16 protein-coding genes are annotated in these 26,069 nt (G+C 53.9%); 9 read left to right on the top strand and 7 right to left on the bottom strand.

Annotated elements, in window-relative coordinates; all coding sequences use genetic code 11:
- The first annotated feature begins 79 nt into the window (after positions 1 to 79).
- A complete protein-coding gene (gene manD / locus HRH59_RS04465; protein ID WP_173500070.1) occupies positions 80 to 1,288 on the top strand; it encodes a D-mannonate dehydratase ManD in 1,209 nt (402 codons plus the stop codon).
- A 170-nt stretch (positions 1,289 to 1,458) separates the two neighbouring features.
- Here the strand turns inward: manD and HRH59_RS04460 are convergent, their stop codons facing one another.
- The 5 genes from HRH59_RS04460 to HRH59_RS04440 are packed head-to-tail and all read right to left on the bottom strand — an operon-like array spanning position 1,459 to position 10,399.
- On the bottom strand, positions 1,459 to 4,035 hold the full coding sequence (locus HRH59_RS04460; RefSeq protein ID WP_173500069.1) for a glycoside hydrolase family 3 protein: 2,577 nt from the start codon (positions 4,033 to 4,035) through the stop codon (positions 1,459 to 1,461).
- Positions 4,014 to 6,533: a glycoside hydrolase family 3 N-terminal domain-containing protein gene (locus HRH59_RS04455; RefSeq protein ID WP_173500068.1), complete on the bottom strand. Its 2,520-nt coding sequence runs from the start codon at positions 6,531 to 6,533 to the stop codon at positions 4,014 to 4,016. The genes HRH59_RS04460 and HRH59_RS04455 overlap by 22 nt, the downstream gene beginning before the upstream one ends.
- A gap of 14 nt (positions 6,534 to 6,547) precedes the next feature.
- A complete protein-coding gene (locus HRH59_RS04450) occupies positions 6,548 to 7,552 on the bottom strand; it encodes a glycoside hydrolase family 43 protein (protein ID WP_173500067.1) in 1,005 nt (334 codons plus the stop codon).
- A gap of 3 nt (positions 7,553 to 7,555) precedes the next feature.
- Positions 7,556 to 9,049 carry an MFS transporter gene (locus tag HRH59_RS04445; protein ID WP_173500066.1) on the bottom strand — a complete coding sequence of 498 codons (1,494 nt, stop codon included), beginning with the start codon at positions 9,047 to 9,049 and terminating at the stop codon, positions 7,556 to 7,558.
- Between the two features lie 51 nt (positions 9,050 to 9,100).
- Positions 9,101 to 10,399, bottom strand: coding sequence for a glycosyl hydrolase family 8 (locus tag HRH59_RS04440; RefSeq protein ID WP_218573457.1), 1,299 nt, complete (start codon positions 10,397 to 10,399; stop codon positions 9,101 to 9,103).
- Between the two features lie 191 nt (positions 10,400 to 10,590).
- Between HRH59_RS04440 and HRH59_RS04435 the strand changes: the two genes are divergently transcribed.
- From HRH59_RS04435 to HRH59_RS04415, 5 genes are all read left to right on the top strand, one after another.
- Positions 10,591 to 12,018 (top strand): sugar porter family MFS transporter, encoded by a 1,428-nt coding sequence (locus HRH59_RS04435; protein WP_173500064.1) that lies wholly within the window; start codon positions 10,591 to 10,593, stop codon positions 12,016 to 12,018.
- Between the two features lie 97 nt (positions 12,019 to 12,115).
- Positions 12,116 to 13,045, top strand: coding sequence for an aldose epimerase family protein (locus HRH59_RS04430; protein ID WP_173500063.1), 930 nt, complete (start codon positions 12,116 to 12,118; stop codon positions 13,043 to 13,045).
- 20 nt (positions 13,046 to 13,065) lie between these two features.
- Positions 13,066 to 14,190 carry a glycoside hydrolase family 43 protein gene (locus HRH59_RS04425; RefSeq protein WP_173500062.1) on the top strand — a complete coding sequence of 375 codons (1,125 nt, stop codon included), beginning with the start codon at positions 13,066 to 13,068 and terminating at the stop codon, positions 14,188 to 14,190.
- A 72-nt stretch (positions 14,191 to 14,262) separates the two neighbouring features.
- Positions 14,263 to 15,246, top strand: coding sequence for an alpha/beta hydrolase (locus HRH59_RS04420; RefSeq protein ID WP_218573456.1), 984 nt, complete (start codon positions 14,263 to 14,265; stop codon positions 15,244 to 15,246).
- Between the two features lie 314 nt (positions 15,247 to 15,560).
- Complete coding sequence (locus tag HRH59_RS04415; RefSeq protein ID WP_173500061.1) at positions 15,561 to 16,922, top strand: CFI-box-CTERM domain-containing protein; 1,362 nt, start codon at positions 15,561 to 15,563, stop codon at positions 16,920 to 16,922.
- A 76-nt stretch (positions 16,923 to 16,998) separates the two neighbouring features.
- Here the strand turns inward: HRH59_RS04415 and xylA are convergent, their stop codons facing one another.
- Together xylA and xylB are read right to left on the bottom strand one after the other, a co-directional pair.
- A complete protein-coding gene (gene xylA, locus HRH59_RS04410; RefSeq protein ID WP_173500060.1) occupies positions 16,999 to 18,318 on the bottom strand; it encodes a xylose isomerase in 1,320 nt (439 codons plus the stop codon).
- Positions 18,319 to 18,438: 120 nt separating this feature from the next.
- Positions 18,439 to 19,893: a xylulokinase gene (gene xylB / locus HRH59_RS04405; protein WP_173500059.1), complete on the bottom strand. Its 1,455-nt coding sequence runs from the start codon at positions 19,891 to 19,893 to the stop codon at positions 18,439 to 18,441.
- Between the two features lie 215 nt (positions 19,894 to 20,108).
- Between xylB and HRH59_RS04400 the strand changes: the two genes are divergently transcribed.
- The 3 genes from HRH59_RS04400 to HRH59_RS04390 all read left to right on the top strand — a co-directional run bounded on the left by HRH59_RS04400 (position 20,109) and on the right by HRH59_RS04390 (position 26,040).
- A complete protein-coding gene (locus HRH59_RS04400; protein WP_173500058.1) occupies positions 20,109 to 21,305 on the top strand; it encodes a XylR family transcriptional regulator in 1,197 nt (398 codons plus the stop codon).
- 152 nt (positions 21,306 to 21,457) lie between these two features.
- Positions 21,458 to 23,185: a glycoside hydrolase family 43 protein gene (locus HRH59_RS04395; RefSeq protein ID WP_173500057.1), complete on the top strand. Its 1,728-nt coding sequence runs from the start codon at positions 21,458 to 21,460 to the stop codon at positions 23,183 to 23,185.
- Positions 23,182 to 26,040 (top strand): glycosyl hydrolase 115 family protein, encoded by a 2,859-nt coding sequence (locus tag HRH59_RS04390; protein ID WP_173500056.1) that lies wholly within the window; start codon positions 23,182 to 23,184, stop codon positions 26,038 to 26,040. Before HRH59_RS04395 ends, HRH59_RS04390 begins: the two co-directional genes overlap by 4 nt.
- The last annotated feature ends 29 nt before the right edge of the window (positions 26,041 to 26,069 follow it).

Genomic DNA, 26,069 nt, shown 5'->3' with positions numbered 1-26,069 from the left:
TAAAACCGGCGCTGACTTCCTCAATTGCAGCTTAAACGGCACATGCTAGCCTGAGCTTTTCGCTAACAGGAAAGCCGCAATGAAGATCACAGCCGCACGCGTTATTGTCTGCAGCCCGGGGCGTAATTTTGTCACACTGAAAATTGAAACCGATCAGGGCCTGTACGGCATCGGCGATGCTACGCTAAATGGCCGCGAGCTGGCGGTGGTCAGCATACTAAACGAGCATATGCTGCCCTGCCTGATTGGCCGTGATGCCGGGCAGATTGAGGATATCTGGCAATATTTTTACCGCGGTGTGTACTGGCGCCGTGGCCCGGTGAATATGACCGCATTGGCCGCAATAGACATGGCGCTGTGGGATATTAAAGCCAAGGCAGCCGCTATGCCATTGTATCAGCTGCTTGGCGGGCGCAGCCGTGACAAAGTGCTGGTGTATGGCCATGCCAACGGTAACGATATCGAACAGACGGTAGAGGCCGTGGCCAAATACCGCGAGTTGGGTTATCAAGCCATTCGTGCCCAGTCTGGTGTGCCGGGTTTGGCCTCGACCTATGGCGTATCGAAAGACACCTTGTTTTATGAGCCGGCCGATGCCGACCTGCCGACAGAAAACCTGTGGTCTACCAGCAAATACCTGAACCATACGCCAAAACTGTTTGCCGAATTGCGCCGGCAATTTGGTGATGAGCTGCACCTGCTGCACGATGTGCACCACCGGCTAACCCCGATTGAAGCAGCAAGGCTGGGCAAAGAGCTGGAGCCGTTTAAGTTGTTTTGGCTGGAAGATGCGGTACCGGCTGAATTACAGCAAGGTTTCCGGCTGATCCGCCAGCACACCACCACGCCGCTGGCGGTAGGCGAGGTGTTTTCCTCCATCCATGACTGTCAGCAGCTTATCAGCGAGCAACTGATTGATTATATCCGCACCACCCTGGTACACGGCGGCGGCATTACGCATTTACGCCGTATTGCCGCGCTGGCAGAGCTGTACCATGTAAAAACCGGCTTTCACGGCGCTACTGATTTATCACCGGTTACCATGGGCGCAGCGCTGCATTTTGACACCTGGGTGCCGAACTTTGGTATTCAGGAATATATGCGCCATACCGATGCTACCGATGCGGTATTTCCGCATGACTATTATTTTGAGCAGGGCTTTTTACACTGCGGCGAAACACCGGGCCATGGCGTGGATATTGACGAAAAGCTGGCAGCAAAGTACCCGTATCAGCGCGCCTACCTGCCGGTAAACCGGCTGGAAGACGGCACACTGTTTAATTGGTAAAAGCTAAGCGGATAACACTGAGCTGCAGATAGCAGGAATAGCTTTACCCTAAACCAACCGTTGCAGGCCAGGATGGCCGAATCGAGCCCCCAGGGATGGGTTCACGGCGTGTTGGTGTGGGTGAAGCTGTTTCTGCCACACCCCACACCAAACGCTTCACAATAAACGCATCAGTTACCGCAGGTCGCATTACCTTCATTTTGTGCCAGCCGCACATTGGCCAGTTGTAATACCAACCCGGCGCTGCTTTGCAGCCGCATAGGCTGGGTTACGCGGCTGATAGCAAAGTTGCTGTCGGCTTCACTAAAGCAGCGCAGTGCAATTTTAATGCTGTGCCAGCCTTTACCCTGCATCTGCGCCAGCTGAGCGCTGATATCCAGCATACCGGCGCAGTTATCGCCGCATTGCATACCCAGCGTAACCGCACTGTCAGCGCCCATCGCCGAAACCTGGTATTCCAGCTCCAGCGCCATATCGCCATTGGCCTGACGCGTTAAATCCAACACAGCTCCGTCAGCCAGGCTAACTGCCACCGCACCCGGTTTGATAAAGCTTAGCGTCACCGAATCTTCCTGCTGCAAGCGGTCGGTGGCCTGCGCCTTTAACGCGCCATTGGCAGAGGTGTGTGTCGCATCAGTGACCACGGTAACCTTGCCCTCATCCAGCAGTTGCAGCTGCCACGGCGTTACTGCCTTGCCGGCATACAAATAGCGGCTGGTATTCAGCATCTCCGCCGCACTGATACCTGCGTTTTCATGCAGTGCTGCCAGCGTGGTGTTATCGCTGTAGCTCAGGCCATAGCCGTAGGCAAACAGCGGATTGTAGTTGGCATCACCGACATTCAGCGGCTCACCTGTAGCGTTATCCGGCCAGGAGAACGACAGTCTGCCCTGAAAATCATGCCGCACACTGCCATCAGCGGCGCGAAACAATACATCGGCCACTGCACCGCCTTCTGAACCGGGCAAAAAGGCGGCAACAAAAGCATCTGACTGATTCAGTTCCGAGTTAACCCACAGCGGCCGGCCCGACAAGAACACGCTTATCGTCGGGATGCCCTGTGCTTTTAGTGCCGTTAGAATTTGCAGGCCCCGGTTATCGTCGAAGGCTAAATGGCTGCGATCACCGATAAACTCAGCATAAGGCTCTTCACCAAAAACCACTATTGCCACATCAGGCTGAGTACTGAAGCGGCCGTTTTCACTCAGTTCAACACTGCCACCACCGGCCTCAACCGCCTGTTTAATGCCGCTGTAAATGGACTCACCATTAGGGAAATCACTGTTACTGTTGCCCGAGCCCTGCCAGCTGAGGGTCCAGCCACCAGTTTGCTTGCCGATATTGTCAGCGCCATCACCGGCCACCAGCACACGGCCATTTGGCTTAAGGGGCAATAACTGCTGATTATTTTTCAGCAGTACCAAAGACTTACGCGCTGCTTCACGCGCCAGTGCGCGGTGCTCTGCATTGCCCAGCAATTCATAACGGCCGGCCAGCGGTCGCGCTGACGGCTTCACCTGCTCAAATAAGCCCATTTCGGCTTTAATGCGCAAAATACGGCTTACCGCTTCGTCCAGCCGCGCCATGCTGATACGGCCAGCTTTTACCCGGGCCAGCGTATTGGCATACAGGGTTTGCCAACTATCCGGCGCCATATACATATCCAGCCCGGCCAGCAACGCGGCGGCGCAATCGGTTGGCGTACAGCCGGCTACCTGGCCATGGCCGTTCCAGTCACCTACCACAAAGCCGTCAAAGCCCATCCGACCTACCAACACATCGGTTAGCATAGGCGCAAAGCCATGCATTTTGCTGCCATGCCAGCTGTTGTAAGATGCCATTACCACCCGGGCGCCGGCTTTAACCGCACTGTAATACGGCACGGCGTGAATATCGCGCAGCTGCGCTTCGCTATCTATACTGTCGCCCTGATCTTTACCGCCGACAGTGCCGCCGTCACCAAGAAAATGCTTTACTGTGGCCAGCATATGCTCGCCGCGCAAAAAGTCTGCCGCGCCGGGTTTACCCTGAATACCCTGCAAAATATAAGGCGCATAGCTGGCGACCAGTTCCGGATTTTCACTGTACGACTCATAGGTACGGCCCCAACGGTCATCGCGCGCTACCGCTATAGTGGGCGCAAAGGTCCAGTCCAGTCCGGTTACCTGCATTTCAACGGCAGTGGCTCGGCCAATTGCCTGCAGTAGCTCTGGCTCATGCATGGCGCCAAGGCCGATATTGTGCGCAAAGATGGTCGCGCCTTTAACGTTGCTGTGGCCGTGCACCGCATCTGTGCCCCAAAATACCGGGATATAAGGCCGGCCATCGCTGGTGTCGGTACTGGCTTGCCAGAACGCATCAGCCAATTCCAGCCAGGCGGCCGCACCGACACGGTTATCGCGGCCGGGGGCTGAATTGCCGCCGTTCAGCACTGAACCAAGGTAATAATCGCGTACCTGCTGTGGTGTCACCGAGGCAATATCGGCCTGAATAATCTGGCCAACTTTTTGTTCCACGCTCATTTGTGCCAGCAGCGCACTCACCTTCGCCTCAATGGCGGCGTTGCGCGCTATCGGCGACGCCTGCAACGGCCAGTTCGCCGGCTGAATAATTGCCCCCTGTTGCGCTGCGGCCTGCGGGTTCGCTTCCGTCGCCGGCCGGCTACAAGCGTTGAGCAACAAGGCCGTAGCCAACATCATTACCGAAACTTGCTGTGCCCTGAACGTTACTTTGTTAAGTTGTCGCATTGTGCCTCCCGGTTCGCTTTAGCCACACAGACCCGGCTAAGATACGCTTTGTTATCACTGACTTCTGTCAGGGCGCCATCAATAGTAAAACTGCCTTGCAGGCGGATATCCGCCGATGAACTGCCAAGTTGCAGCTGTATTTCGCCAGGCTCAACCACCCAGCGCATCTGCTGGTCAAAAAACGCCAGTAAGTTAACCGGCAAAGTAAAACTGACGGTGGCCTGCTCGCCACGTTTAAGCGCAACCCGGGCAAAACCCTTTAACTGCTGCACCGGCCGCGTTACGCTGGCGACAGGATCCTTGATATACAACTGCACCACTTCAGTACCGTCACGCGGGCCGCTGTTTTGCAGCGTCAGACTGATCTGCACTTCACCATTGGCCTGCGCCAGGCTGGCGTCAATCTGTAGCTGGCTGTAATTGAATGTGGTGTAACTTAAGCCATGGCCAAAGGGGTAGAGCGGGCTGATATCGTCAAACAGGTAGCCGCGTTTCGCCGAGGCCTTATGGTTGTAATACACCGGTATATGGCCGGCACTGCGCGGAAAGGTTAGCGGCAATTTAGCCGATGGGTTTACCTCGCCAAACAACACATTGGCTACGGCTGCACCGGTTTCCTGCCCCAGATACCAGGTTTCGATAATGGCTGGCATCGTATCCGCCAGCTCGCCCAGTGCCAGCGGCCGGCCATTGCTCAGTAGCAACACCACAGGTTTACCGGCAGCCAGTACCGCTTTGGCCAGTTGCAGCTGATTACCCACTAACTGCAGGCTGGCGCGATCACCCAAATGGCTTTCGGCCCAGGCTTCGCGCGATAAAGCTTCGTTTTCGCCCAATACCAGCACCACCGCATCGGCGCTTTTTGCCAGCGCCACGGCTTCTTCCAGCAGGCCGGCACGGTCGCTGTCATCGGCCAGCGCTATAGCATCATGGTTCCAGCGCTGCATCGAAAACGTGCCGGCAGCCTGGCTGCGCTGGCGGATATCAGAGGTAATAAAGGCCTGGTTGGCGTCTTGTGCTGTCGCAGTGTTGCTTAACGGTTTAGTAAGCACGGTGCCGCGGGCAAATACCACGTCAGCCTTGCCCTGCAGTTTTTGTTTTAAGCCCTGATAAATACTCACTGTTTGGCGCGGAATACTGCTGTAACCGCCAAGCAGAGTTTCATCGGCGTGTGGGCCTATCACCGCTAATTTACCGATTTTATCCGCATTTAGCGGCAAGATGCCGTTATTTTTTAACAGCACCATTGAGCGTTCTGCCACCTGACGGGCAAAGTCACGCTCGCTGGCCGCGCCCACTAACGCATTCGCCGCTTTGGCATCAACATAGGGCTTATCAAATAAACCAAGGCGAAACTTTAATGCCAGCACGCGGCGCACGGCCGTGTCTATCGCCGCTTCGTCTAACTGACCGGCTTGCACTAGGGCTGTCAGGTGTAAAAAGGTGTCGGGATCAGGCAATTCCATATCCACCCCGGCCAGCAGGGCGGCTTTGGCAGCTTCAGCCGGCGTACTGTATAAGTGATGGCGGCTGTTCAGCTCGTTAATGGCAAAATAGTCGCTGACAATCACACCGTTAAAACCCCAGTTGTCGCGCACTACACCTTGCAGCAGTGGCTGATTAACATGCGATGGTATGCCGTCAATTTCATTGTACGACGCCATAATACTGCCGGCGTGCGCCAGTTTTACTGCGGCTTCAAACGGCGGCAAAAATACTTCATGCAGCTCGCGCGGGGCAATTTGCGCCGGGGCTATATTCAACCCGGCCTGCGGCTGGCCATGGCCGGTCAGATGTTTTAACGTTGCCACTACTTTGTCGCTAGCAAAAGCGCCGTCTTTGCCGCTATCACCCTGAAAACCGCGCACTGCGGCCACGCCCAGCGCCGACATCAGATAAGGATCTTCGCCCATGGTTTCTTCAATCCGTCCCCAGCGCGGGTCGCGGGCAATGTCCAGAATGGGTGTTAACGCCCAGTGCGCGCCGGTAGCGCGCATCTCACGGGCGGCCAGTGCATACACATCATGCATAATGTGTGGCGACCAGCTGCTGGCCAGGGCTATTGCCTGCGGCAGGCTGCTGGCATCAAAGGCAGCATAGCCATGCAATGCTTCTTCGTGCATCAGTGCCGGAATACCCAGCCGGGTATGCTGCTTTAACCAGCGCTGCAGCGCGTTATTAAATTCGGCCGTTTGCTCTGGTGTTTTAAACTCGCTGGGCCGGCCAATATGACCGATACCGAGCGGAATAATCTGCGCCGCCTTATCGGCTAAAAACTGCTGCTGCGGCCCTTCCATACCGCGGCGCTGCTGCCATATGGTTTGCAACTGCGCCACTTTCTCCTGCAGTGTCATCCTTGGCAGTAAATCGTCGACCCGCTGTTCGGTGCTCAGGCCGGCGTTTTGATAGGGCAAAGGCGGCGTGCCTGCCGCAACGGCAACACCGGCGAGCACGGCGTAAGCGGATAGCACAGTAACCAGCAATAGCGGCTTACGCATAGCAATGCTCCTGTTTAGTCACGATAGGGCCTGAGGGTACGGATCCGGCCCTGGTCGTCATGCTGCAGTTCGGTCATTTTCACCGAGCGTAAATGGGTTACGCCGGCAGATAACACAGAGTCGTGGTAAAACAGATACCAGCGGCCGTTAAACTGACAGATCGAATGATGTGTGGTCCAGCCGACTACCGGCTCCAGAATGCGCCCCTGATACGTAAAGGGGCCGTAAGGGCTGTCGCCGGTGGCATAGCAGATAAAGTGTGTATCGCCGGTAGAGTAGGAAAAATAGTACTTACCCTGATATTTATGCAGCCACGAAGCTTCAAAAAAACGCCGATTGGTATCGCCGGCCAACAGTGGCTTGCCGTGTTGGTCCAGAATAACAATTTCGCGCGGGGCTTCGGCAAACTGCAGCATGTCGTCGGTTAATTTAGCCACCCTGGGCCCCAGCGCCGGCTCAGTGGCGGCCGGTTCGCCGTAGTGCGCTGCATACTGATTGTCGCGGTACTGCTGTAATTGGCCGCCCCAGATACCGCCAAAATACAGGTAGTAACTGCCGTCATCGTCGGCAAATACCGCCGGATCAATAGAATAGCTGCCTTGCATGGCTTCGGGTTCGGCTTTAAACGGCCCGGTTGGGCTGTTGCCGGTTGCCACCCCCAGTTGAAAACGGCCGGCGGCGTTTTTTGCCGGAAAGTAAAAATAATACGTATCGCCTTTTTTCGCCGCATCCGGTGCCCACATTTGCCGCTCTGCCCAGGGCACATCATTAATATGCAGTGCTACGCCATGATCGACGGCCTTGCTACCCGGGCCGTCCAGCGACAACACATGGTAATCCTGCATGGCAAAGTGGTCGCCGTTATCGTTAAAGGCTATGCCGGCTTCGATATCATGCGACGGGTAAATATAAATGCGGCCGTCAAACACATGCGCCGACGGATCAGCGGTATAAATATGCTCTACCAGCGGCTGCGACAACGCGCGTGCCTTTACGGCGCTGTAATCGACATCAGACATGGCTTAGTCCCCCTGTAGCACTGCAGCGCGGCGCTGATTCAGCTCACGCTCTATCTGCGATTCTTTATGTTTATTAATTTCGTACGCCAGCATGCAAGCCACACCGAGTAAAAACGGCACGGCAGCATATAAACTGACCGACAATTTAATGCCGTTAATGGTGTCGGCCGCCTGCTGTGGCAGCAGGGCGTCGTAGCCGTAGTGCGCCAAAATACCGGCCACCAGCGCACCGCCGATACTCAGCCCCAGTTTCAGGCCGAATATCATCGCCGAGAAAATAATAGCGGTGGCGCGGCGGTGGTTTTTCCACTCGGAATAGTCGGCCACGTCGGCAATCATCGCCCACAGCAGCGGTATGGTAATGCCGTAAAACAGGCCGTGCAGAATTTGCGCTAAAAACACCAGGCCGATGGCATCCGGCGGTAACAGGTAAAACAGCAAAATAAACAAGGTCGAAATAAACAGTGCTACGGCAAACACATCGCGCTTACCAAAGCGGTCGGCCAGTGATTTGGAAAAGCCAATACCAATAATCATGCAGATAATGCCGCCGGCATTAAACAGGCTAAAGCCGGACGTAGCAGCATCTTTCGGCCAGAGAAATTCATTTAAGCCGATGCCGGTAAGCAGGCTGTTTAAGCCAGCAATAAAGCTATTAAAACCAATATTTTGCAAAAACTGTGCAACATGCGGCGCACTGAGGTAATGCTCAAAGTAAAAAATATACATGCCGCCTTTTAGCGCCAGCGTAATAAACACCAGTACCGTTAGCAGCAACATAATAGCCCAGGGCTTGTTAGCGGCTAAATCGGTTAAATCCTGGCGGATGCTGGATTTTTGCAGCTGTGGCGACTGCACCCGCTCTTTGGTGGTAATAAAGGTGATCAGAAAAAACACTATGCCGGTAATGGCAAATAGCAGCATGGTTTTTTCAAACCCGACAGCTTTATCGCCGTCACCGAGGATCAGTACCAGCGGCAGCAGCAGCGCCTGAATAATAAACTGCGCTATCATTACGGCAACAAAACGGTAAGCCGACAAGCTGTTGCGGTCGGCCATATTACCGGTTAGCACGCCGCTTAATGCCGAATAGGGCAAATTGTTGGCCGAATACACCAGCACCAGCAACACATAGGTAATAAAGGCATAAATAATCTTGCCATTGGCACTGAAGTCCGGCGTGCTAAAGGCCAGCAAAGCAATAACGCCAAAGGGCACCGCTGTCCATAGAATCCATGGCCGGAATTTACCCCAGCGGCTTTGCGTGCGGTCAGCAATAATACCCATTACCGGGTTAAAGCAGGCGCCGATAATACCACCGCTGAAAATAATAGCGGCAGCCGCGCCGGGCGCGATCTGATACACATCGGTATAAAAAAATGCCAGAAAGGTCATCAGCGTCTGAAAAATCAGATTCGCTGCCAGATCGCCAAGGCTATAGCCAATTTTTTCCGTGACACTGAGTTTTTCTGTCGCCACTGATGTAACTGTTTGCATCTGCGTCTACCTGTTGATTATTGTTATTCTGCTGCTTTGTGCGTTTTGCTGTTACTCCGGCTGCTGCGCTGGCAGCCAGGCCTGAAACTGACCGCTAACATGTAACAACCCCAGCAAGTACAGCATGCCATCGTAGTAGCGGTACTGGCCGGTGGGTATAGTTTGCTGCCATAGCGCCTGGACAAACTCAGCCGAGCGCGGGTGCGAAGCGGCTAAGCTTGCCACCGCATTCATTGCTACCAGGCCCGCAGTTGGGCCGGCCTGTTGATTAGTATCGAGTTTTTTACCCTCCAGGCTGTACTGACCGCCATAGTTAGTTAACCCTTCGCTGGCAAAAAACGCCTGCAGCCGGTCACTCAGCTCAACCGCTGTGGCATTTGCGCGCCACCAACTCCAGTCAAACGACCAGTTCATCGCGCTGCGCCAGGCATCAAAGCGAAAATCGGCTGACTCCGGCCGCCACGCTGCGGCCCAGGGGCTACCATCAAAATTACCATAGTCCGGCGTCAGGCCGGTTGTCGGGTGCGCTGCTTTGCTGAAATAGTCGCGGCTAACCTGTGCTGCTTTTTGCCAAAACGCCCGGTCGGCCTCTGGCCCTACTCTGGCCCAGACTTCATAAAAGCCCGGCAGATGGTAAGACGCATCAGTATGCTCGGCATTGGTCAGATCCGGTGTAAAGCGCACCATGGCATAGTGCGGATGAAACAAATTGGTGCCGGTTTGGCTGCCGCGCTGCGTAGTGCCGCTGATCTCTTCACGGTGGCGCATAAGGTGCAACAGCTGGTCGGCCTGTGCCTTGTACTGATAAATACCCTCACCTTCGCCCCAGCGTGTGGCAGCAAAGTACAGCGCGGTAGCAAAGTAAATTTCGCCATCCGGCGCCGGCATTTCATCCAGCGCTACGCCGTCGCTGCGCACCGACCAGGCAAAATAGCCGTAGGCCGGGTGCGCCGGGTCGCTATGGTACATATGGCTTTTTGCCCAGTTCCACAGCGCATTAAACTCAGCCTGCTTATCAAGCTGTACGGCAATCATCATGCCGTACGACATGCCCTCAGAGCGCACATCATTATTGTTCACATCGAGAATATAGGCTTTGCCGCCGGCGGCATTAGTGCCGGCTGGGAAATACACCGCCTCTGTTACTGCATCGCCATAAAACAACTGGTTGAAGGCCTGCGCAATTTTGTCATGCACTGCCTGCTCGCTAATGCCCTGCGCTGCAAACAAATTAGGGTATTGGCCGGTGATGGCTGCCGGCTTAGCTACGCTGTTATCAGGCGCTGCGGCCAGACAAGCTGTGGCCAGGCTAACCCCCAGCAGCAGTATCAAAGCTGGGGTAAACGTCATTAGTCTGCTGTTTAAACTCATTTTTACTCATCGTTTGCTGCTGCTAATCTGACCTTACCATACAACGCCAGCAAGCCCGGCGAACTAACGAAATGTACTGAAAGAATTATGTTTTTTAGCAAGCACACTGTACAGCGGGCGATTAAACTTTATGCTGCAGGCAGATTAAAAAAACAACAGGAGTGACTATTTTGCAGCCTAACTCAGATACCGCAGCGCTTACTGCAGCAGCAGCCGATAACCGCGGCTTTATTTTATTTATTACCATAGTCGCCACCTTAGGCGGCTTTTTATTTGGCTACGACAGCGGCGTGATTAACGGTACTGTCGATGGCCTGCAGCAGGCGTTTAACTCTGAAAGTGCCGGCACCGGCTTTAATGTCGCCAGTATGTTACTGGGCTGCGCCTTCGGTGCTTTTTTTGCCGGCCGCCTGGCCGACATTAGCGGCCGACGCACCTTACTGCAGGTAGCGGCAGTGTTTTTTGTTGTCAGCGCCTGGGGTTCCGGCGTGGCAGATAGCTCTGTGGAGTTTGTGTTTTACCGGATCCTCGGCGGTTTGGCCGTGGGGGCAGCGTCGGTAATGGCGCCGGCCTATATCTCCGAAGTGGCGCCGGCGCGTTATCGCGGCATGCTGACCACAGTGCAGCAAATTGCCATTATCTTTGGCCTGTTTATTGCCTTTATCAGCAACTATTTACTGGCAAAATTCGCCGGCGCCTCTACTGCTGTATTATGGCTCGACTTTGCCGCCTGGCGCTGGATGTTTTGGATGGAGCTGTTACCGGCAACGCTGTTCTTACTGATGTTGTTGTTTATTCCGGAGAGCCCGCGTTTCCTGGTATTAAAGGGCAAAACAGCGTTAGCGAAAACGGTATTAAGCCGGCTATATGGCGACGTTGCCGCAACACGTAAATTAACCGAGATCCAGCAATCGCTGGAGGGCAATCATCAACCTCAGCTGCGCGATTTAGTGGATAAGCAAAGCGGTAAATTACGCCGCATTGTCTGGGTAGGCATTGGCCTGGCGACATTCCAGCAGTTAGTTGGTATTAATGTGGTGTTTTATTACGGCGCTGTGCTGTGGCAGGCGGTGGGCTTTTCCGAGTCAGACGCGCTGCTGATTAACGTGATCAGCGGCGGCCTGAGTATTGCCGCCTGTGTTATTACGCTGCTGGTGATCGATAAAATTGGCCGCAAGCCGCTACTACAATGGGGCTCGGTTGGTATGGCCATAACACTGGCCCTGATGGTGCTGGCCTTTGCCAATGCCGATCAGGACGCCAACGGCCGGCTGCTGCTGGGCGACTGGGGTATAGTGGCGCTTATTGGTGCCAATGCCTATGTGTTCTTCTTTAATATGTCCTGGGGCCCGGTAATGTGGGTGATGCTGGGCGAGATGTTCCCCAATCAAATTCGTGGCTCTGGCCTGGCCGTCAGTGGTTTGGCGCAGTGGAGCAGTAATTTCCTCATCACCATGACCTTTCCGCTGTTATTAAGCGGCATAGGTTTAGCCGGAGCTTACGGTTTATATACCCTGGGCGCACTGTGTTCAGTGTTCTTTGTCGCGAAAATGGTGCATGAAACCAAAGGCACTGAGCTGGAAGATATGCAGGGCTAGGCACCTGGCAAATTCCGTAATAGCAGCGGCAGCTAACGCAATACTGCCGCTGCTATTACAAGGTTAGGCTGGGTTATTTGCCTGAGCAGCCAAGCCTATGCAGCAATTTACTTTAACCAACCTGAGCGGCGACCGCCTGACAATACTTGAGCACGGTGCCGGCATGCAAAGCTGGTCAGTGCCACTTGGCAATAGCCGGCGCGAGCTGATCCTGGGTTATGCCAACCCACAACAATATTTGCAGGATAACAGCTATCTGGGTGCCGTGGTCGGCCCCTACGCTAACCGTATCGGCGGCGGCCTACTACTACTTGGCCAGCAGCAGTATCAGTTGCAGCAAAATGAAGGCCGGCATCATTTACACGGCGGTGCCAACGGCCTGCACCGCCAGCAATGGCAAGCGCTACAGCACAATTCATCCAGCGTAAAACTGTGCTGCACCTTAGCTGATGGCCACAGCGGCTACCCCGGCCCGACAGAGTTCAGCGTGCTATATCAGCTAAATGCTGACAGCTCGCTGGATGTCACGCTTCAGGCCAGGTCAGTGCAGCTGACTCTGGCCGGGCCAACCCTGCACCCGTATTTTAATTTGTCTGGCAAAGCAGAGCCGATAAACCAACATCAGCTCTGGCTTAATGCAGAGCACTACACGCCAACCGACAGCGGGAAAATTCCTACCGGGCAGCTCCTACCGGTAGAGGACAGCGCCCTGGATTTTCGCCACTGCAAAACCATCGGTACGGTACAGCTGGATCACAATCTGGTGGTTAGCGGCAATATGCAGCAAACCGCGGCAATACTGACCAGCCCGGATCAGCAGCTCAGGTTACGGCTAAGCTCAGACTACCCCGGCCTGCAGGTATACAGCGGCGATTATCTGGCCGCGCCCTTTAGCCCACGCCAGGGTATTTGCCTGGAACCTCAGTTTTACCCTGACGCACCGAACCATAGCCACTTCCCATGCCGCTACACCTCACCGGAGCAACCGTTTGTGGCGCATATTCGTTATCAGGTAGAGAAAAGTTAAGTAAACAGGAAGCCATACTAATGTCTGAAAGAATCTTTGCGCAGCTGTTCTGCTTGTTGTTGCCGGCATTAATGAGTTGCAGCGCCGATTTGACTGAAAATTCGGTAGCGGCCGGTTCAGCTGCAGCGGCCCCACCGTCAAGCTTTGATAACCCCATTATTAAATACGACACAGCAAACCCAACCCACCAGCCTGGTGACATCATTTACACTGCTGATCCTGCCGTGATGGTTATCGATGATACGGTTTACCTGTATAGCACCCGCGACGAACAAGCGTTAGAGGTGAACGATTACCGTATGTACGAATATCGCCTGTGGACCAGCAGCGATCTGCTCAGCTGGCAAAATAAAGGCGCAGTGCTGCGCTACTCCGATTTTGCCTGGGCCCGCGGCAATGACAAAACCGGCAACGCCTACGCCCACCATGTCATACAACGTAAAGATGCGACGGGTAAAGCACAGTACTATTTTTATGCCGCAGTAGAAGGCGGCCAAACCAACGGCGAATTTGGCTTTGCCATCGGCGTAGCAGTATCAGACAACCCTGCCGGGCCTTTTGCAGACCCACGCGGTATGCCGATGATTTTGCTCGAAGATACCGCACAGTACAAAGACCACAGCTGGCGCAATATTGACCCGGCGGTATTTATTGACGATGACGGCCGCGCTTATCTTTACTGGGGCAACAAGCAGTTATGGTGGGTAGAGCTGGAAAGCAATTTAATTCACTTAAAGGACGAAAGCTTCACCCCGGATGCCGCCGACAAGATGCAAAACCGTGATGTCAGTAAGGTGCAAATCCATACTGTAGACAGCTTGCCAAACTTCGAAGAAGCGCCTTATGTGTCTAAACATAATGGTATTTATTACTTGCTGTATGCCGCCGGCTTCCCGGAGAGTATCGCCTACGCCACCAGCAGCTCCGCCACCGGGCCCTGGCAGTACCGCGGCATAATCATGCCACCCTTACCCGGCACGACTACCATCCACCCGGCGTTGTTTGATTTTAACGGCAATACCTACCTCGCCTACCACAATGCCGACCTGCCAGGCGGCGGCAACTACCGCAGATCAGTCGCGATAGACAGAGTGTATTTTAACGCCGATGGCAGCATTAAACCCATTGTCAGGACAACGAAGTGACAGACGCCAGCCAACTCTTGTCCGTTAGAGAATGCTCAGTTAGAAAATAGCCAGATAAAGGATACCCTTGCTATGAAAATGACTAAAAACCGGCTCAGTGAGCCTTGCTGTAAACGCCCGGGTGTAAAGCTTGAGTTGTTCAACTTAATTTTACTGATAGCAGTATGTTTCGTTGCAGCGCAAGCGCTGGCGCAGCCGGACGACAGCATGACGGTGATTGCGACTCCGGGCCAGACTGATGCTATCGACCTTGGCACCGGGCCACTGCCCGGCGCCCGGCAGCAGGAAGCCTGGCATTCGCAGTATGGCAGCCGGTTTGTGCGTAATGTCACTGTGGCTACGCTTACACCCTTTTTACCTGATCCGGCAAACGCCAGTGGCGCGGCGGTTATCGTGGCACCCGGCGGGGGCTTTCGCACACTATCCATGGAAAACGAAGGCTGGAATGTCGCCCGTGCCCTTGCCAGCGAGGGTATAGCGGCATTTGTGCTGAAGTATCGTTTACACCAGACACCCTCAGAGATGGCGGCATTTAAACGCGCAATGGACGAGATGTTCTCTAACACCGGGCGCAGAGCACCGTTACTTGAGCCAGAACAGATGAGAATTCAGCTTGCGATACAGCTTGAAGACTCCCGCGCAGCGTTCTTCTTGATTCGGCGCCGGGCCGCTGAGTGGAAAATCGATCCGGAGCGTATTGGTATGCTGGGTTTCTCGGCCGGTGCCATGTTAACGATGGCCACTGCGCTCGCCAGCGAGGATGCCAAACCGGCCTTTATTGGCAATATTTATGGCCCGATCACAGCAGTTGCGGTACCGGCCGATGCCCCGCCTTTATTTGTCGCACTGGCGGCAGACGATCCCTTCTTTGCCAGCAGTAAATTTGGCCTGATCGAGAGCTGGCAGGCGGCGAAGAAACCAGTGGAGTTTCACTTTTATGAGCAGGGCGGTCACGGCTTTGGCATGTACCAGAAAGACACGACCAGTACCGGTTGGTTTAATGCATTCGTCAGCTGGTTAACGATGCACTGCATGCTTCACCGTAAAACGGAATAACAGAATCAAAAGGGTCAGTGTCATTGATTCCTAGTAGCGGCATGTTAACAGTAGAGTTATCAATGACACTGACCCCGTCGATCAACAAATATTGGAGTCAGCTCAAAAATAAATAGTCTAAGCTTAAGCCACACTTTAACAAAAATAGAGTTGCGCAATGGTAAGGCGTTCCGGAGTACATTCAGCGGGTGTACCAGAACATAATGTTCAGCACGGAAATATGTGCGTCATTCTAACCGGCGTTATCAGAGTAGCGGCACCTTCCTGGTCATTCCGGGGCTAGAGACTTCATAAAATATGAATGGTGATAAGTAATGGCATATGTCCCCCTTAAGAATGAAAAACCAGGCCACCAGCATCATCCAAGCCCTGCCAAGGCAACCGCACAAACATTTGTCGATAATCGTGAGTCCACCGCAGCCACTGCACTGCTAAAAGCTATGATGGCTAACAGTCCGCAGCAACAAAAATTGCAAAAAACTGCACAACTGGTGGCAAGTAGCGCTGCGCAACAACGTTTGAATAACACTACACAAACCTCTGCAAATAAACCCGAAGCCTTGCAGAGCATGGAAGGCAAAGAATCGCTCAGAAGTGAATTTGAAACTGCCCAGTTCGATACCAGCCCACGGCACTCCAAAGCGGGTATGCATGTTATCCAACATAAGAAAGGGGACCCGGATGATCCTCATCGGGTACCCGGCGGTGGAGGTGGAGTCTGTCAAGTCGTGCTACCGGAGGTGACCGAAGCAGTGCTTGTTCCGAGTTTGGCTGGCTGCGCCGCTGCCAAAGTGAATATTTATCAGAAGGTGCAAGACAAGCAGACCTTAGTAGGAAGTGCAGTGATACATTCTGAAGGGGACGTTCCACGAACCATAGATGCTGCTAACGAACTGAACGCATGGATAAAACAAACCGCGGTTGATGAAACCTTTTCTGTAAAAATATTGGTGATTTTTAACGGGAAACACCGTAAAGAACCTATTCATTCAACCATTATGGGCATGGTGGTAAAAGACATAAAAGCCCCGCATGAATGCAGAGAGGAGAGTATTAAAAGCGAGGTAGATTTTCTTGATGTCGACATGACAGGTGACGAGCAAGCCATATTGGATCGCTATCCGCTAGTGAAGCCAGCCAGTGAAGAAGTGACAGCTTATCGTAGAGGCAAATTCATTGCCTTCAAGATTTCGACCCAGAATGCGGTAGGTGAATACGAGTTTAATAATACCTGGTTGGTTCGTTGGGGTCAGACGACTTCAATAGACGAAGTGGATAAGTTGATTGCTGAAGCGAAGAAAAAGTCTGACGCTGTCAGATTAAAAAAAGAGCAGAAAAAAAATGAAGGTGGATGCTTTTTAACCTCAGCTTGCGTCGGGTTTGCCGGCTTAAACGATGATTGCCACGAGCTCATGGTATTGCGTAATTTTCGCGATAGTTACATGCTGAGTATGGAAAACGGTCCGGCGTTAATTGAGGAATATTATGCTATAGCTCCCGGCATCGTGGAGCGCATCGATCATCGCGAGGACAAGCAAAAGATTTACGAGAAAATCTGGGCTGTTGTAAGAATTTGCGTAGCTGAAATAGAAAATCTTCAACCAGCAAGTGCTTTTGAACGCTACCGGAGCATGGTGTTACAACTGAATCAAAAGGGCAGTGAATATTGGGGTTGATATACATTCTCACCGTTTAGACAGAAAAAAGCCCGGCAAGCCGGGCAACACACAGGACTACGGGAGTTAAAAACGTTTAGCGGTACAGCACCATATTCAGTTGGTTTTCCAGCAGTTCCTGGCGGCCGCTGACCGGTTGCGGATCAAGCTGGTCGCGTACTGTCAGCTCTGCCAAAGATTGCAGCGTGTGTTCACCGCTCTGAATGGCTTTGCCCAGGCTATCGCTCCAGCCGGCGTAACGTTTGGCCACGGCGGCGCTGAGAAAGTCTTTCTCTATCAGTGCAGCAGCGCGTTTTAGTGCCATGGCCAGGTGATCCATACCGCCGATATGGCCGTGGAACAAATCGTAACGGTCGAGACTCTGGCGGCGCAGCTTGGTATCGAAATTAAAGCCACCGGTTGAGAAACCACCGGATTTGAGAATTTCGTACATCACCAGGCTTAGTTCTTCAACATTGTTCGGGAACTGGTCGGTATCCCAGCCGTTTTGCGCATCACCGCGGTTGGCGTCGATACTGCCGAAAATACCCAGCGAAATAGCGGTAGCGATTTCGTGGTGAAACGAATGACCGGCCAAAGTAGCGTGGTTGGCTTCGATATTAACCCGAAACTCTTTTTCCAGGCCGTACTGCTTTAAAAAGCCGTATACGGTGGCGGAGTCGTAATCGTACTGGTGCTTGGTCGGCTCTTGCGGTTTGGGCTCGATTAATAAGCTGCCTTTAAAACCGATTTTATGTTTATGCTCTACCACCATTTGCATAAAGCGGCCCAGTTGGGCGCGCTCCTGACGCAGATCGGTGTTTAACAGGGTTTCGTAGCCTTCGCGGCCGCCCCACAGCACGTAGTTTTCGCCACCGAGACGTTTGGTGGCGTTCATCGCATGAAACACCTGGGTAGCGCCATAGCTGAATACCTGCGGGTCCGGGTTTGAAGCCGCACCGGCAGCATAGCGCGGGTTACTGAATAAGTTAGCGGTGCCCCACAACAGCTTAACGCCGGTTTCAGCCTGCTTTTGCTCCAGCACATCCACCATAGCAGCGAAGTTGTTGATGTAATCTTTAATGCCGCTGCCTTCGGGCGCTACGTCGGTATCATGAAAGCAGTAATACGGAATGGTTAATTTGCTAAAGAATTCAAAGGCCACACCGGCTTTATGTTTTGCCTGCTGCATGGCGTCACCGCCGGCCAGCCAGGGCCGGTTAAAAGTAGGTTGGCCGAAAACGTCCTGGCCGTTCCAGCAGAAGTTATGCCAGTAACAGGCCGCCATACGTAAATGCTCGGCCATGGTTTTACCGAGGATTTTTTCACTGGCATTATAATGTTTAAACGCCAGTGGGTTGCTGCTGTCGGCACCTTCGTAGGCGATTTTATCTAACTGATCGAAATACTGAGCCACACTGCTCTCCTTGATTTTGCCCTAAATACTACTTTGCTAATGTTGGCTATAGCCGCGGCAGAGCACAATTATGTTTTTTCAGAGCCAGCTTGTGCTTTTCGTCAGTAGCCACAGCCGTGCTCAGAAATGCGCCTGCAGTGCCTGATACAAAGCGGTAAACTTGCTGTAACGCATGGCCAGCGCAGCATGGCGCTGAGTGTCCGGCAGGTGCCGGCTAACTAACGGCGGTTGCGGGCACACACTCTCCAGCGTAGCAGATGGCTCCATAGCCAGTTGCGCCAGCCTGGCTGCACCTAACGCCGGCCCGACTTCGCCGCCTTCGCGAAAGCTTAGCGGCAATTGCAATACATCAGCCAGTAGCTGGCGCCAATAAGAGCTGCGGGCGCCGCCGCCAATCAGGTTAATGTCGGTCGGTTGCAAGCCACTGCTATGCAGGGCTTCCGCGCCTTGCGCTAGTGCAAAGCTAACACCTTCCAGCACCGAGTAAGTCAGCAGCCGGCGATCGGTAGCGTGGCTTAAACCAAACCATACACCTTTGGCATTAGGGTTATTATGCGGTGTACGCTCGCCGGATAAATACGGCAGAAACAGCGGTGCCTGGCTGATATTCACACTGGCTTGTTCCAGTTCTGCCAGCAAGCTGGCCACCGGCGCCTGTGCCACATTATCGGCATACCACTGCAGGCAGCTGGCGGCGCTTAGCGTTACCGCCATCAGGTGCCAGCTGCCTGGCAAGGCATGACAAAAGCTGTGTACTGCCGATTGTGGATTAGCTTTAAAACCGTCACTAACGGCAAAATACACGCCTGAGGTACCCAGCGATAACATCGCCTGGCCCGGGCTGACAATACCGGCACCGACAGCACCGGCGGCGTTATCGCCACCACCGGCTACCAGCGGTACTGCTGCCATACCCCAGCGCTGCGCCAGCTGTGGCAGCAGAATACCGGTGATCTGGTTACCTTCGTACAACTGCGGCATCTGGCTGCGGCTCAGGCCACAGGCACTGAGTAACTCATCGCTCCAGTCACGTTTGGCCATATCCAGCCATAAGGTACCGGCCGCATCCGACATATCACTGGCAAAATCACCGCTTAAACAAAAGCGCAAATAGTCTTTGGGCAGCAATACTTTGGCGACACGGCCGAACTGCTCTGGCTCATGTTGGCGCAGCCAGAGCAATTTTGGTGCAGTAAAACCCGGCATCGCCAGATTACCGGTTAGCTGCTGCAACTGCGGCACTTTTTGCTCCAGTTGCCGGCACTGGGCAAAAGCGCGGCCATCGTTCCACAGTATCGCCGGGCGGATGATTTGGTTAGCGCTGTCAAGCAGGGTGGCACCGTGCATCTGGCCGGCCAAACCTATGGCTTTTACCCCGGCCAGGCTTTGCCGGTTACTCAGTTGCTGCATACACTGCTGCAATGCCTGCCACCAGTGCACCGGCTCTTGCTCAGACCACAGCGGATAAGGCCGGCTTACACTAAGTTCTGCGCTGGCACTGTCGCTAACAGTGCCATCACCCGCCAGTAAAATAACCTTAATGCCGGACGTACCTAAATCAATACCTATATACATCTGTTACACCTGCTCTGCCGTTATCTGCTATCAGGCAATCTTTGTTGAGCAAGCTAACAGCAGCAATTACGAAAATTCGTAACGCGGCGCAGAATTATGATTTTTCGTTGGACGCAGTTAACTACTGGTCTAATATTGAGCAGACCTGCACTATTCTTGTACAGGTGTATTACAACAAATAATAAATAAAATAAGATAATTAACAGGATGGGGATATGTTTAAGGCAAAACACAGCATTACGTTGTTGTTTAATGCAAATAAAGTATATGACCGGCAAGTAATAGAAGGCATTGGTCATTATTTACAATCTTCCAAAGTAGACTGGGATCTGTATCTGGAGGAAGACTTCTCCTGCCGACTCGAACACATTCATGAATGGGGTGGTGACGGCATTATTGCTGATTTTGACGATATGAATATTCAGCGCGCGCTGGCAGACTCGGACAAACCGGTTGTGGCGGTAGGCGGCTCTTACAGCGATGCCGCCGATTACCCGGAAGTGCCCTATGTCGCTACCGATAATTACGCCCTGGTACAAAGCGCTTATGAGCATTTAAAACGTAAAGGCCTGGACCGTTTTGCCTTTTATAGCGTGCCGACAGACGAACAACACCGCTGGGCGCGCGAGCGCGAAAACGCCATCCGTAAGCTAACGGCACAGGATGGTTATGACTGCCATGTTTATCAGGGCCATTGCACCCGGCCGGAAACCTGGCAATACGCCATGAACCGCCTGACCGACTGGATCCAGGGCCTGCCCAAACCTATTGGCATTATTGCCGTTACCGACTCACGCGCCCGCCACCTGCTGCAGGCCTGTGAGCATGTCGGCATTATCGTGCCGGACAATATCGCTATTATCGGCATTGATGATGACGATATCGCCCGCTACTTAAGCCGCATCAGTTTAAGCTCGGTCACCCAGGGCTGCTTTGAAATGGGTTACAAGGCTGCCAAACTGCTGCATATGCAGCTGAATAATATTGATGTTGGCAACAAACGCATTCTGGTGGCACCGGCCGGCGTGGCATCGCGCCAGTCAACCGACTTTAAAGCCCTGCGCGACCCCCACGTCATTCAGGCCATGCACTATATTCGCCGCCATGCCACCCGCGGTGCCAAAGTTGAGCAGGTAACCGATTTTGTCGGTATATCACGCTCAAATCTCGAGCAACGCTTTCGGGCTGAACGTGGCCACTCTATTCACACCGAGCTGCATAACCAGAAGCTGAATAAAGCTTGTAAGATGCTAAAAGAGACTGAAGTGAATCCGGCTGAAATTGCCAAACTGTGCGGTTATCCTTCACTGCAATATATGTACGCGGTGTTTCAGCGCCACTTTGGCCAGACACCAAAAGATTACCGCTGCGGCCACACCGGCGTTGCCAACGATGTAGCAGTAAACGACTAAGGCGCTAAGCCGCTGCGGTTTTAAAAAACGCACAGCACTGACGTATTTTCGTAACAGCAAGGCCATTGATGACAATGGCCTTTTTCCATTTAATGTCACTAACCTTTATCAAGCCGGCACCATGCCGGCCCGGACACCGGGAGTGATATCTGATGCAAAACACCCTACAGAACACGCTGTTACGGCTTAGTTTGTTATGTTGTCTCAGCGCCTGTCAGCCAGCTCAGCAGGCCGTGCAGCAAACCACTGCGGCTGATACAGCTGCAACGGTAGCGGAGGCCCGGTTTGACTGGTTTGACTATCAGGGGCTGGACCCGGTATTCGCCGGCCCTGTGCCGCAGGGGCAATATCAGAACCCGGTACTGGCCGGCTTTTTCCCCGACCCCAGCATTACCCGCAACGGCGATGATTACTATATGACAGTGTCGTCTTTTACCTATACCCCCGGCTTGCCGATACTGCACAGCCGCGACCTGGTGAACTGGCAAATATTGGGTTATGCGCTAACGCGCGAGTCACAATTGCAGATGCATGACTTACAGGTGTCACGCGGTATTTTTGCCCCCACCCTGCGCTACCATAATGGCACCTACTATTTGATCACTACAGTAGTCGATCGCGGCGGTAATTTTATTCTTACCGCCACCGATCCGGCCGGCCCCTGGTCAGACCCAATCTGGTTGCCGGAAGTAGAAGGTATAGATCCGGATATTTTCTTTGATGACGATGGCAAGGTGTATATTGCCCACAATGGCGACCCCGTCGAATCACTGTACGAAGGCCACAAGGCCATCTGGCTATGGCAGTACGACCCGGTGCGCCAGAAAATTGTGCCGGATTCGCAGCAACTGCTGGTTAACGGCGGCGTAGATTTAAGCACTAAACCTATTTGGATAGAAGCACCACATCTGTATAAGCACGACGGCTGGTACTATTTGCTCTGTGCCGAAGGCGGCACCGCTGACCAGCATTCAGCGGTAATATTCCGCAGCCGCAGCCGCAGCCTGAGCGAGCCTTTTGTGCCCTACAGCGGCAACCCGATTTTAACCCAGCGTGACCTGGCGCCGGAGCGGCCAGACCCGATCACCACCGCTGGCCATGCCGACTTTGTCCAGCTACCGGATAACAGCTGGTGGGCGGTGTTTCTGGCCAGCCGTGCCTATCAACAACGTTATTTTAATACCGGCCGCGAAACCTTTTTGCTGCCGGTAAGCTGGCAAGATGGCTGGCCACATATTTTGCCGGCCGGCGAAGCCATACCTTACCGTTTGCCGGCCCCGGCACTGGCAGCGAGCCCGGTGGCAGAACCGTTAACCGGTAACTTTAACTGGCGCGATGAATTTAACAGCACAACACTGAGCCTGCACTGGAACAGCCTGCGCAGCTTTGACCAGAGCTGGCTAAGCCTGAATGGCCAGCAGCTTAGCTTACAGGCTAAAGCCGTTGCGCTGGACTCGCTGGCGCAACCGGCCTTTATTGCCCGGCGCCAGCAACATACGCATTTTGCAGCCAGCAGCGCTTTGCAGATACCGCAAAACAACGTGTCCGCCGGTATAGTGGCATTTCAGAACGAGCAGCATCATTACTATCTGGGAGTGCGCCGTCACAGCGCAGGTGCTGAAGTGTTTTTAGAGCAGGCTAACGGTAGTGCGCCACAACAAATCGTCAGCTTGTCACTGCCATCAGCAGCTGACAGCGTGCAGCTAAAAATCAGCGGCAGTGCCGGCAGTATCAGCTTTTACTTTGCCACAGCAGATAACGCCTGGCAGCCGCTGGCAACAGAGCTGGATGCCATGCTGCTCAGCACCCAAGTCGCCGGTGGCTTCGTCGGTACTATGCTGGGGCTGCACAGCCGGCTGGATACTGAGGCAAAGCAATGAGACTGTTTGCCCTGTTTGCGGCGCTGCTACTGAGCTACAGCGTCGCCGCTCTGCCCGGCAATTATCTGGCGGCAACGCCCGGCAACGCCGACTTTGCTCTGGTTGACCGGCATAGTCAGGCGCTGATCATGGTCGATGAGCAGGATCACAAAGGCGTATTGCGGGCGGTAAACAGCCTGCAGCGCGATATTCAACGTGTCAGCGATAAGCAACTCAGCATCCGCCATAGTGGCCGGGCGAAACAGCTGCTGATTATCGGCAGCCTGGGTAAAAGTGCGTTACTGGATCAACTGGTTAGCAGCGGCAAGCTGGATGTCAGCGCTATTGCCGGCAAGTGGGATGCCTTTCAAATTCAGTTAATATCGCAGCCACTACCCGGTGTCGAACAGGCACTGGTGATAGCCGGCAGTGACAAGCGCGGCACCATCTACGGCATTTATGATCTGGCCGAAACTATCGGTGTTTCGCCCTGGCACTGGTGGGCCGATGTGCCGCCGAAAAAGCAGCCACAGCTGTATATTAAAGCCGGCACCGCCTTTAACGATGCGCCCAAGGTGAAGTATCGCGGCATTTTTCTCAATGACGAGTACCCGGCGCTGACCAACTGGAGCAACGAAAAATTTGGCGGCTATAACAGCAAATTTTACCTGCATGTGTTTGAGCTACTGCAGCGGCTAAAAGCCAATTTTCTCTGGCCGGCAATGTGGAACAATGCCTTTGCCGACGACGACTGGCAAAATGCCGTGCTGGCCGATGAAATGGGCATAGTGATGAGCAACAGCCACCACGAACCTATGCTGCGTGCTGACAAAGAATGGAACCGCTACGGCGAGGGCCCGTGGGAATATTCCACCAACCGCGCCAATATCTACAAGTTCTGGCAGCAGGGCGCACAGCGGCATAAAAAACTGGAAAGCATCTTTACCCTGGGCATGCGCGGCCAGGAAGATGAACCAATGAGCGAAGGCGACAATATTGAGCTGCTGCAGCAAATCGTTGCCGACCAACGGCAGATTTTGCGTGACACCTTCACTGAACAGCCAATTGAAAGCGTACCGCAGGTATGGGCGCTATATAAAGAAGTGCAGGGCTTTTACGAGCGCGGCATGCGGGTGCCGGACGATGTTACCCTGCTGTGGGCCGATGACAACTTTGGCAATATCCGCCGCCTGCCTGCAGCAGAAGAGCGCCACCGCAGCGGCGGCGCCGGCGTGTACTACCACTTTGACTATGTTGGTGCACCGCGCTCTTACCGCTGGCTCAACACGGTACCGCTGGCAAAAATCTGGCAGCAAATGGCTTTGGCCCGGCAATATCAGGCCGACCGCATCTGGATAGTTAATGTCGGCGATTTAAAACCGATGGAGTTTCCCATCGACTTTTTCTTACGCATGGCGTGGAACCCCGAAGCCTTTAACGCGGATAACTTACAGCAATTTGCTACCGACTGGGCCAGCCAGCAATTTGGCCCGGCACATGCCGCCACTATCGCGCAATTGCTGCAGGGCTATACCAGGCATAACGGCCGGCGCAAACCCGAGGCAGTGGAGCCCGGCACCTACAGCATTTTTCATTACAGCGAAGCGCAGCGGGTAAGCGCAGAGTTAACACAACTGGTGCAAACATCAGACAGCGTACAACAGCAATTAGGCCCTGCGCTGCAGGATGCTTATATTCAGCTGGTCGCACACCCGTTAAAAGCCAGCCGCGCCGTGTTCGAGCTTAACCGTGCTGTGGCGCTAAACCGGCTGCATGGCGAGCAAGGCCGCGCCAGCACCAACCACCAGGCAGAGCAGGTAAAATTCTGGTTTGCCGAAGATGCCCGCCTGACAGAGCAATACCACAGCCTCGGCGACGGCCGCTGGAACCATATGATGTCGCAGCCACATATTGGCTTTACGTACTGGCGTAACCCGCCGGCCAATTTAATGCCGGTGGTATCACTAGCCAGCCCGATGCCGGTGGCCGATATGGGCGTAGCGGCTGAAGGCTCAGCGCAGTCGTGGCCGATAAGTGAATACGCCGGCCAGCAATTGGTGCTGGACACCTTTTACCCGCACGGCCAGCTACAGCGCCAAATTGAAGTGTTTAATAAAGGCACAATGCCATTTGAGTTCAGCGCTAAGGCCTCAGCCGATTGGATACAACTAAGCCACAGCAGCGGCAAAATTACTGTTGAGCAAAACATTGCCGTTTCTATTGACTGGAGCAAAGCCCAAACCGGACTAAATCAGGCCGAAGTACATGTTCAGGGTACCGGTTGGGGCGGTGCGAAAGTGCAGGTGTCGGCGTTTAAACCGGCCAGCACAGCAACAACCGGTTTTGTCGAAGCCGATGGCTATATTGCCGTGGAAGCGGCCAGTGCAACGGTGGGCGATAACAGCAGCAAGGCCTGGTGGCAAAAAGTGGACGGTCTCGGCCGCACCGGTCCGGCTATGGTGGCGATGACGCAAGCGGATTATCAGCTCAGTGATCTAAGCCAGGCGCCTTATCTGGAGTATCCGTTGTATTTCCACAGCAGCGGCAATTTCACCCTACACAGCATAGTGGCACCAACACTACAGTTAATACCCGGCCGTCAGCTGCGTATTGCTGTGGCGTTAAACAATGGCCCGCCGCACATTGTCGACACCTTACCCGATCACAGTGAGCAAGCCTGGCAGCAGGCGGTGCTGGATGGCGTGCGCACTATTAAAACCCCACTGCAGGTAGTGCAGCCAGGCGCGCATCGGCTGCGTATTTATCTGCTTGACCCGGCGGTGGTGCTGCAAAAGCTGCTGATCGATACCGGCGGTTTACAACCCAGCTATCTGGGCCCGCCGGCAAGCCTGCTGATCTCCCCTGAGCCGGGTTAATGCCCAACCGAATAACACAGGAACAACAC

The sequence above is a fragment of the Rheinheimera lutimaris genome (assembly GCF_013283795.1).
Lineage (GTDB): Bacteria > Pseudomonadota > Gammaproteobacteria > Enterobacterales > Alteromonadaceae > Alishewanella > Alishewanella lutimaris.
The sequence above is the reverse complement of the archived record's forward strand: the minus strand, read 5'-3'. Positions and strand labels throughout refer to the sequence as shown.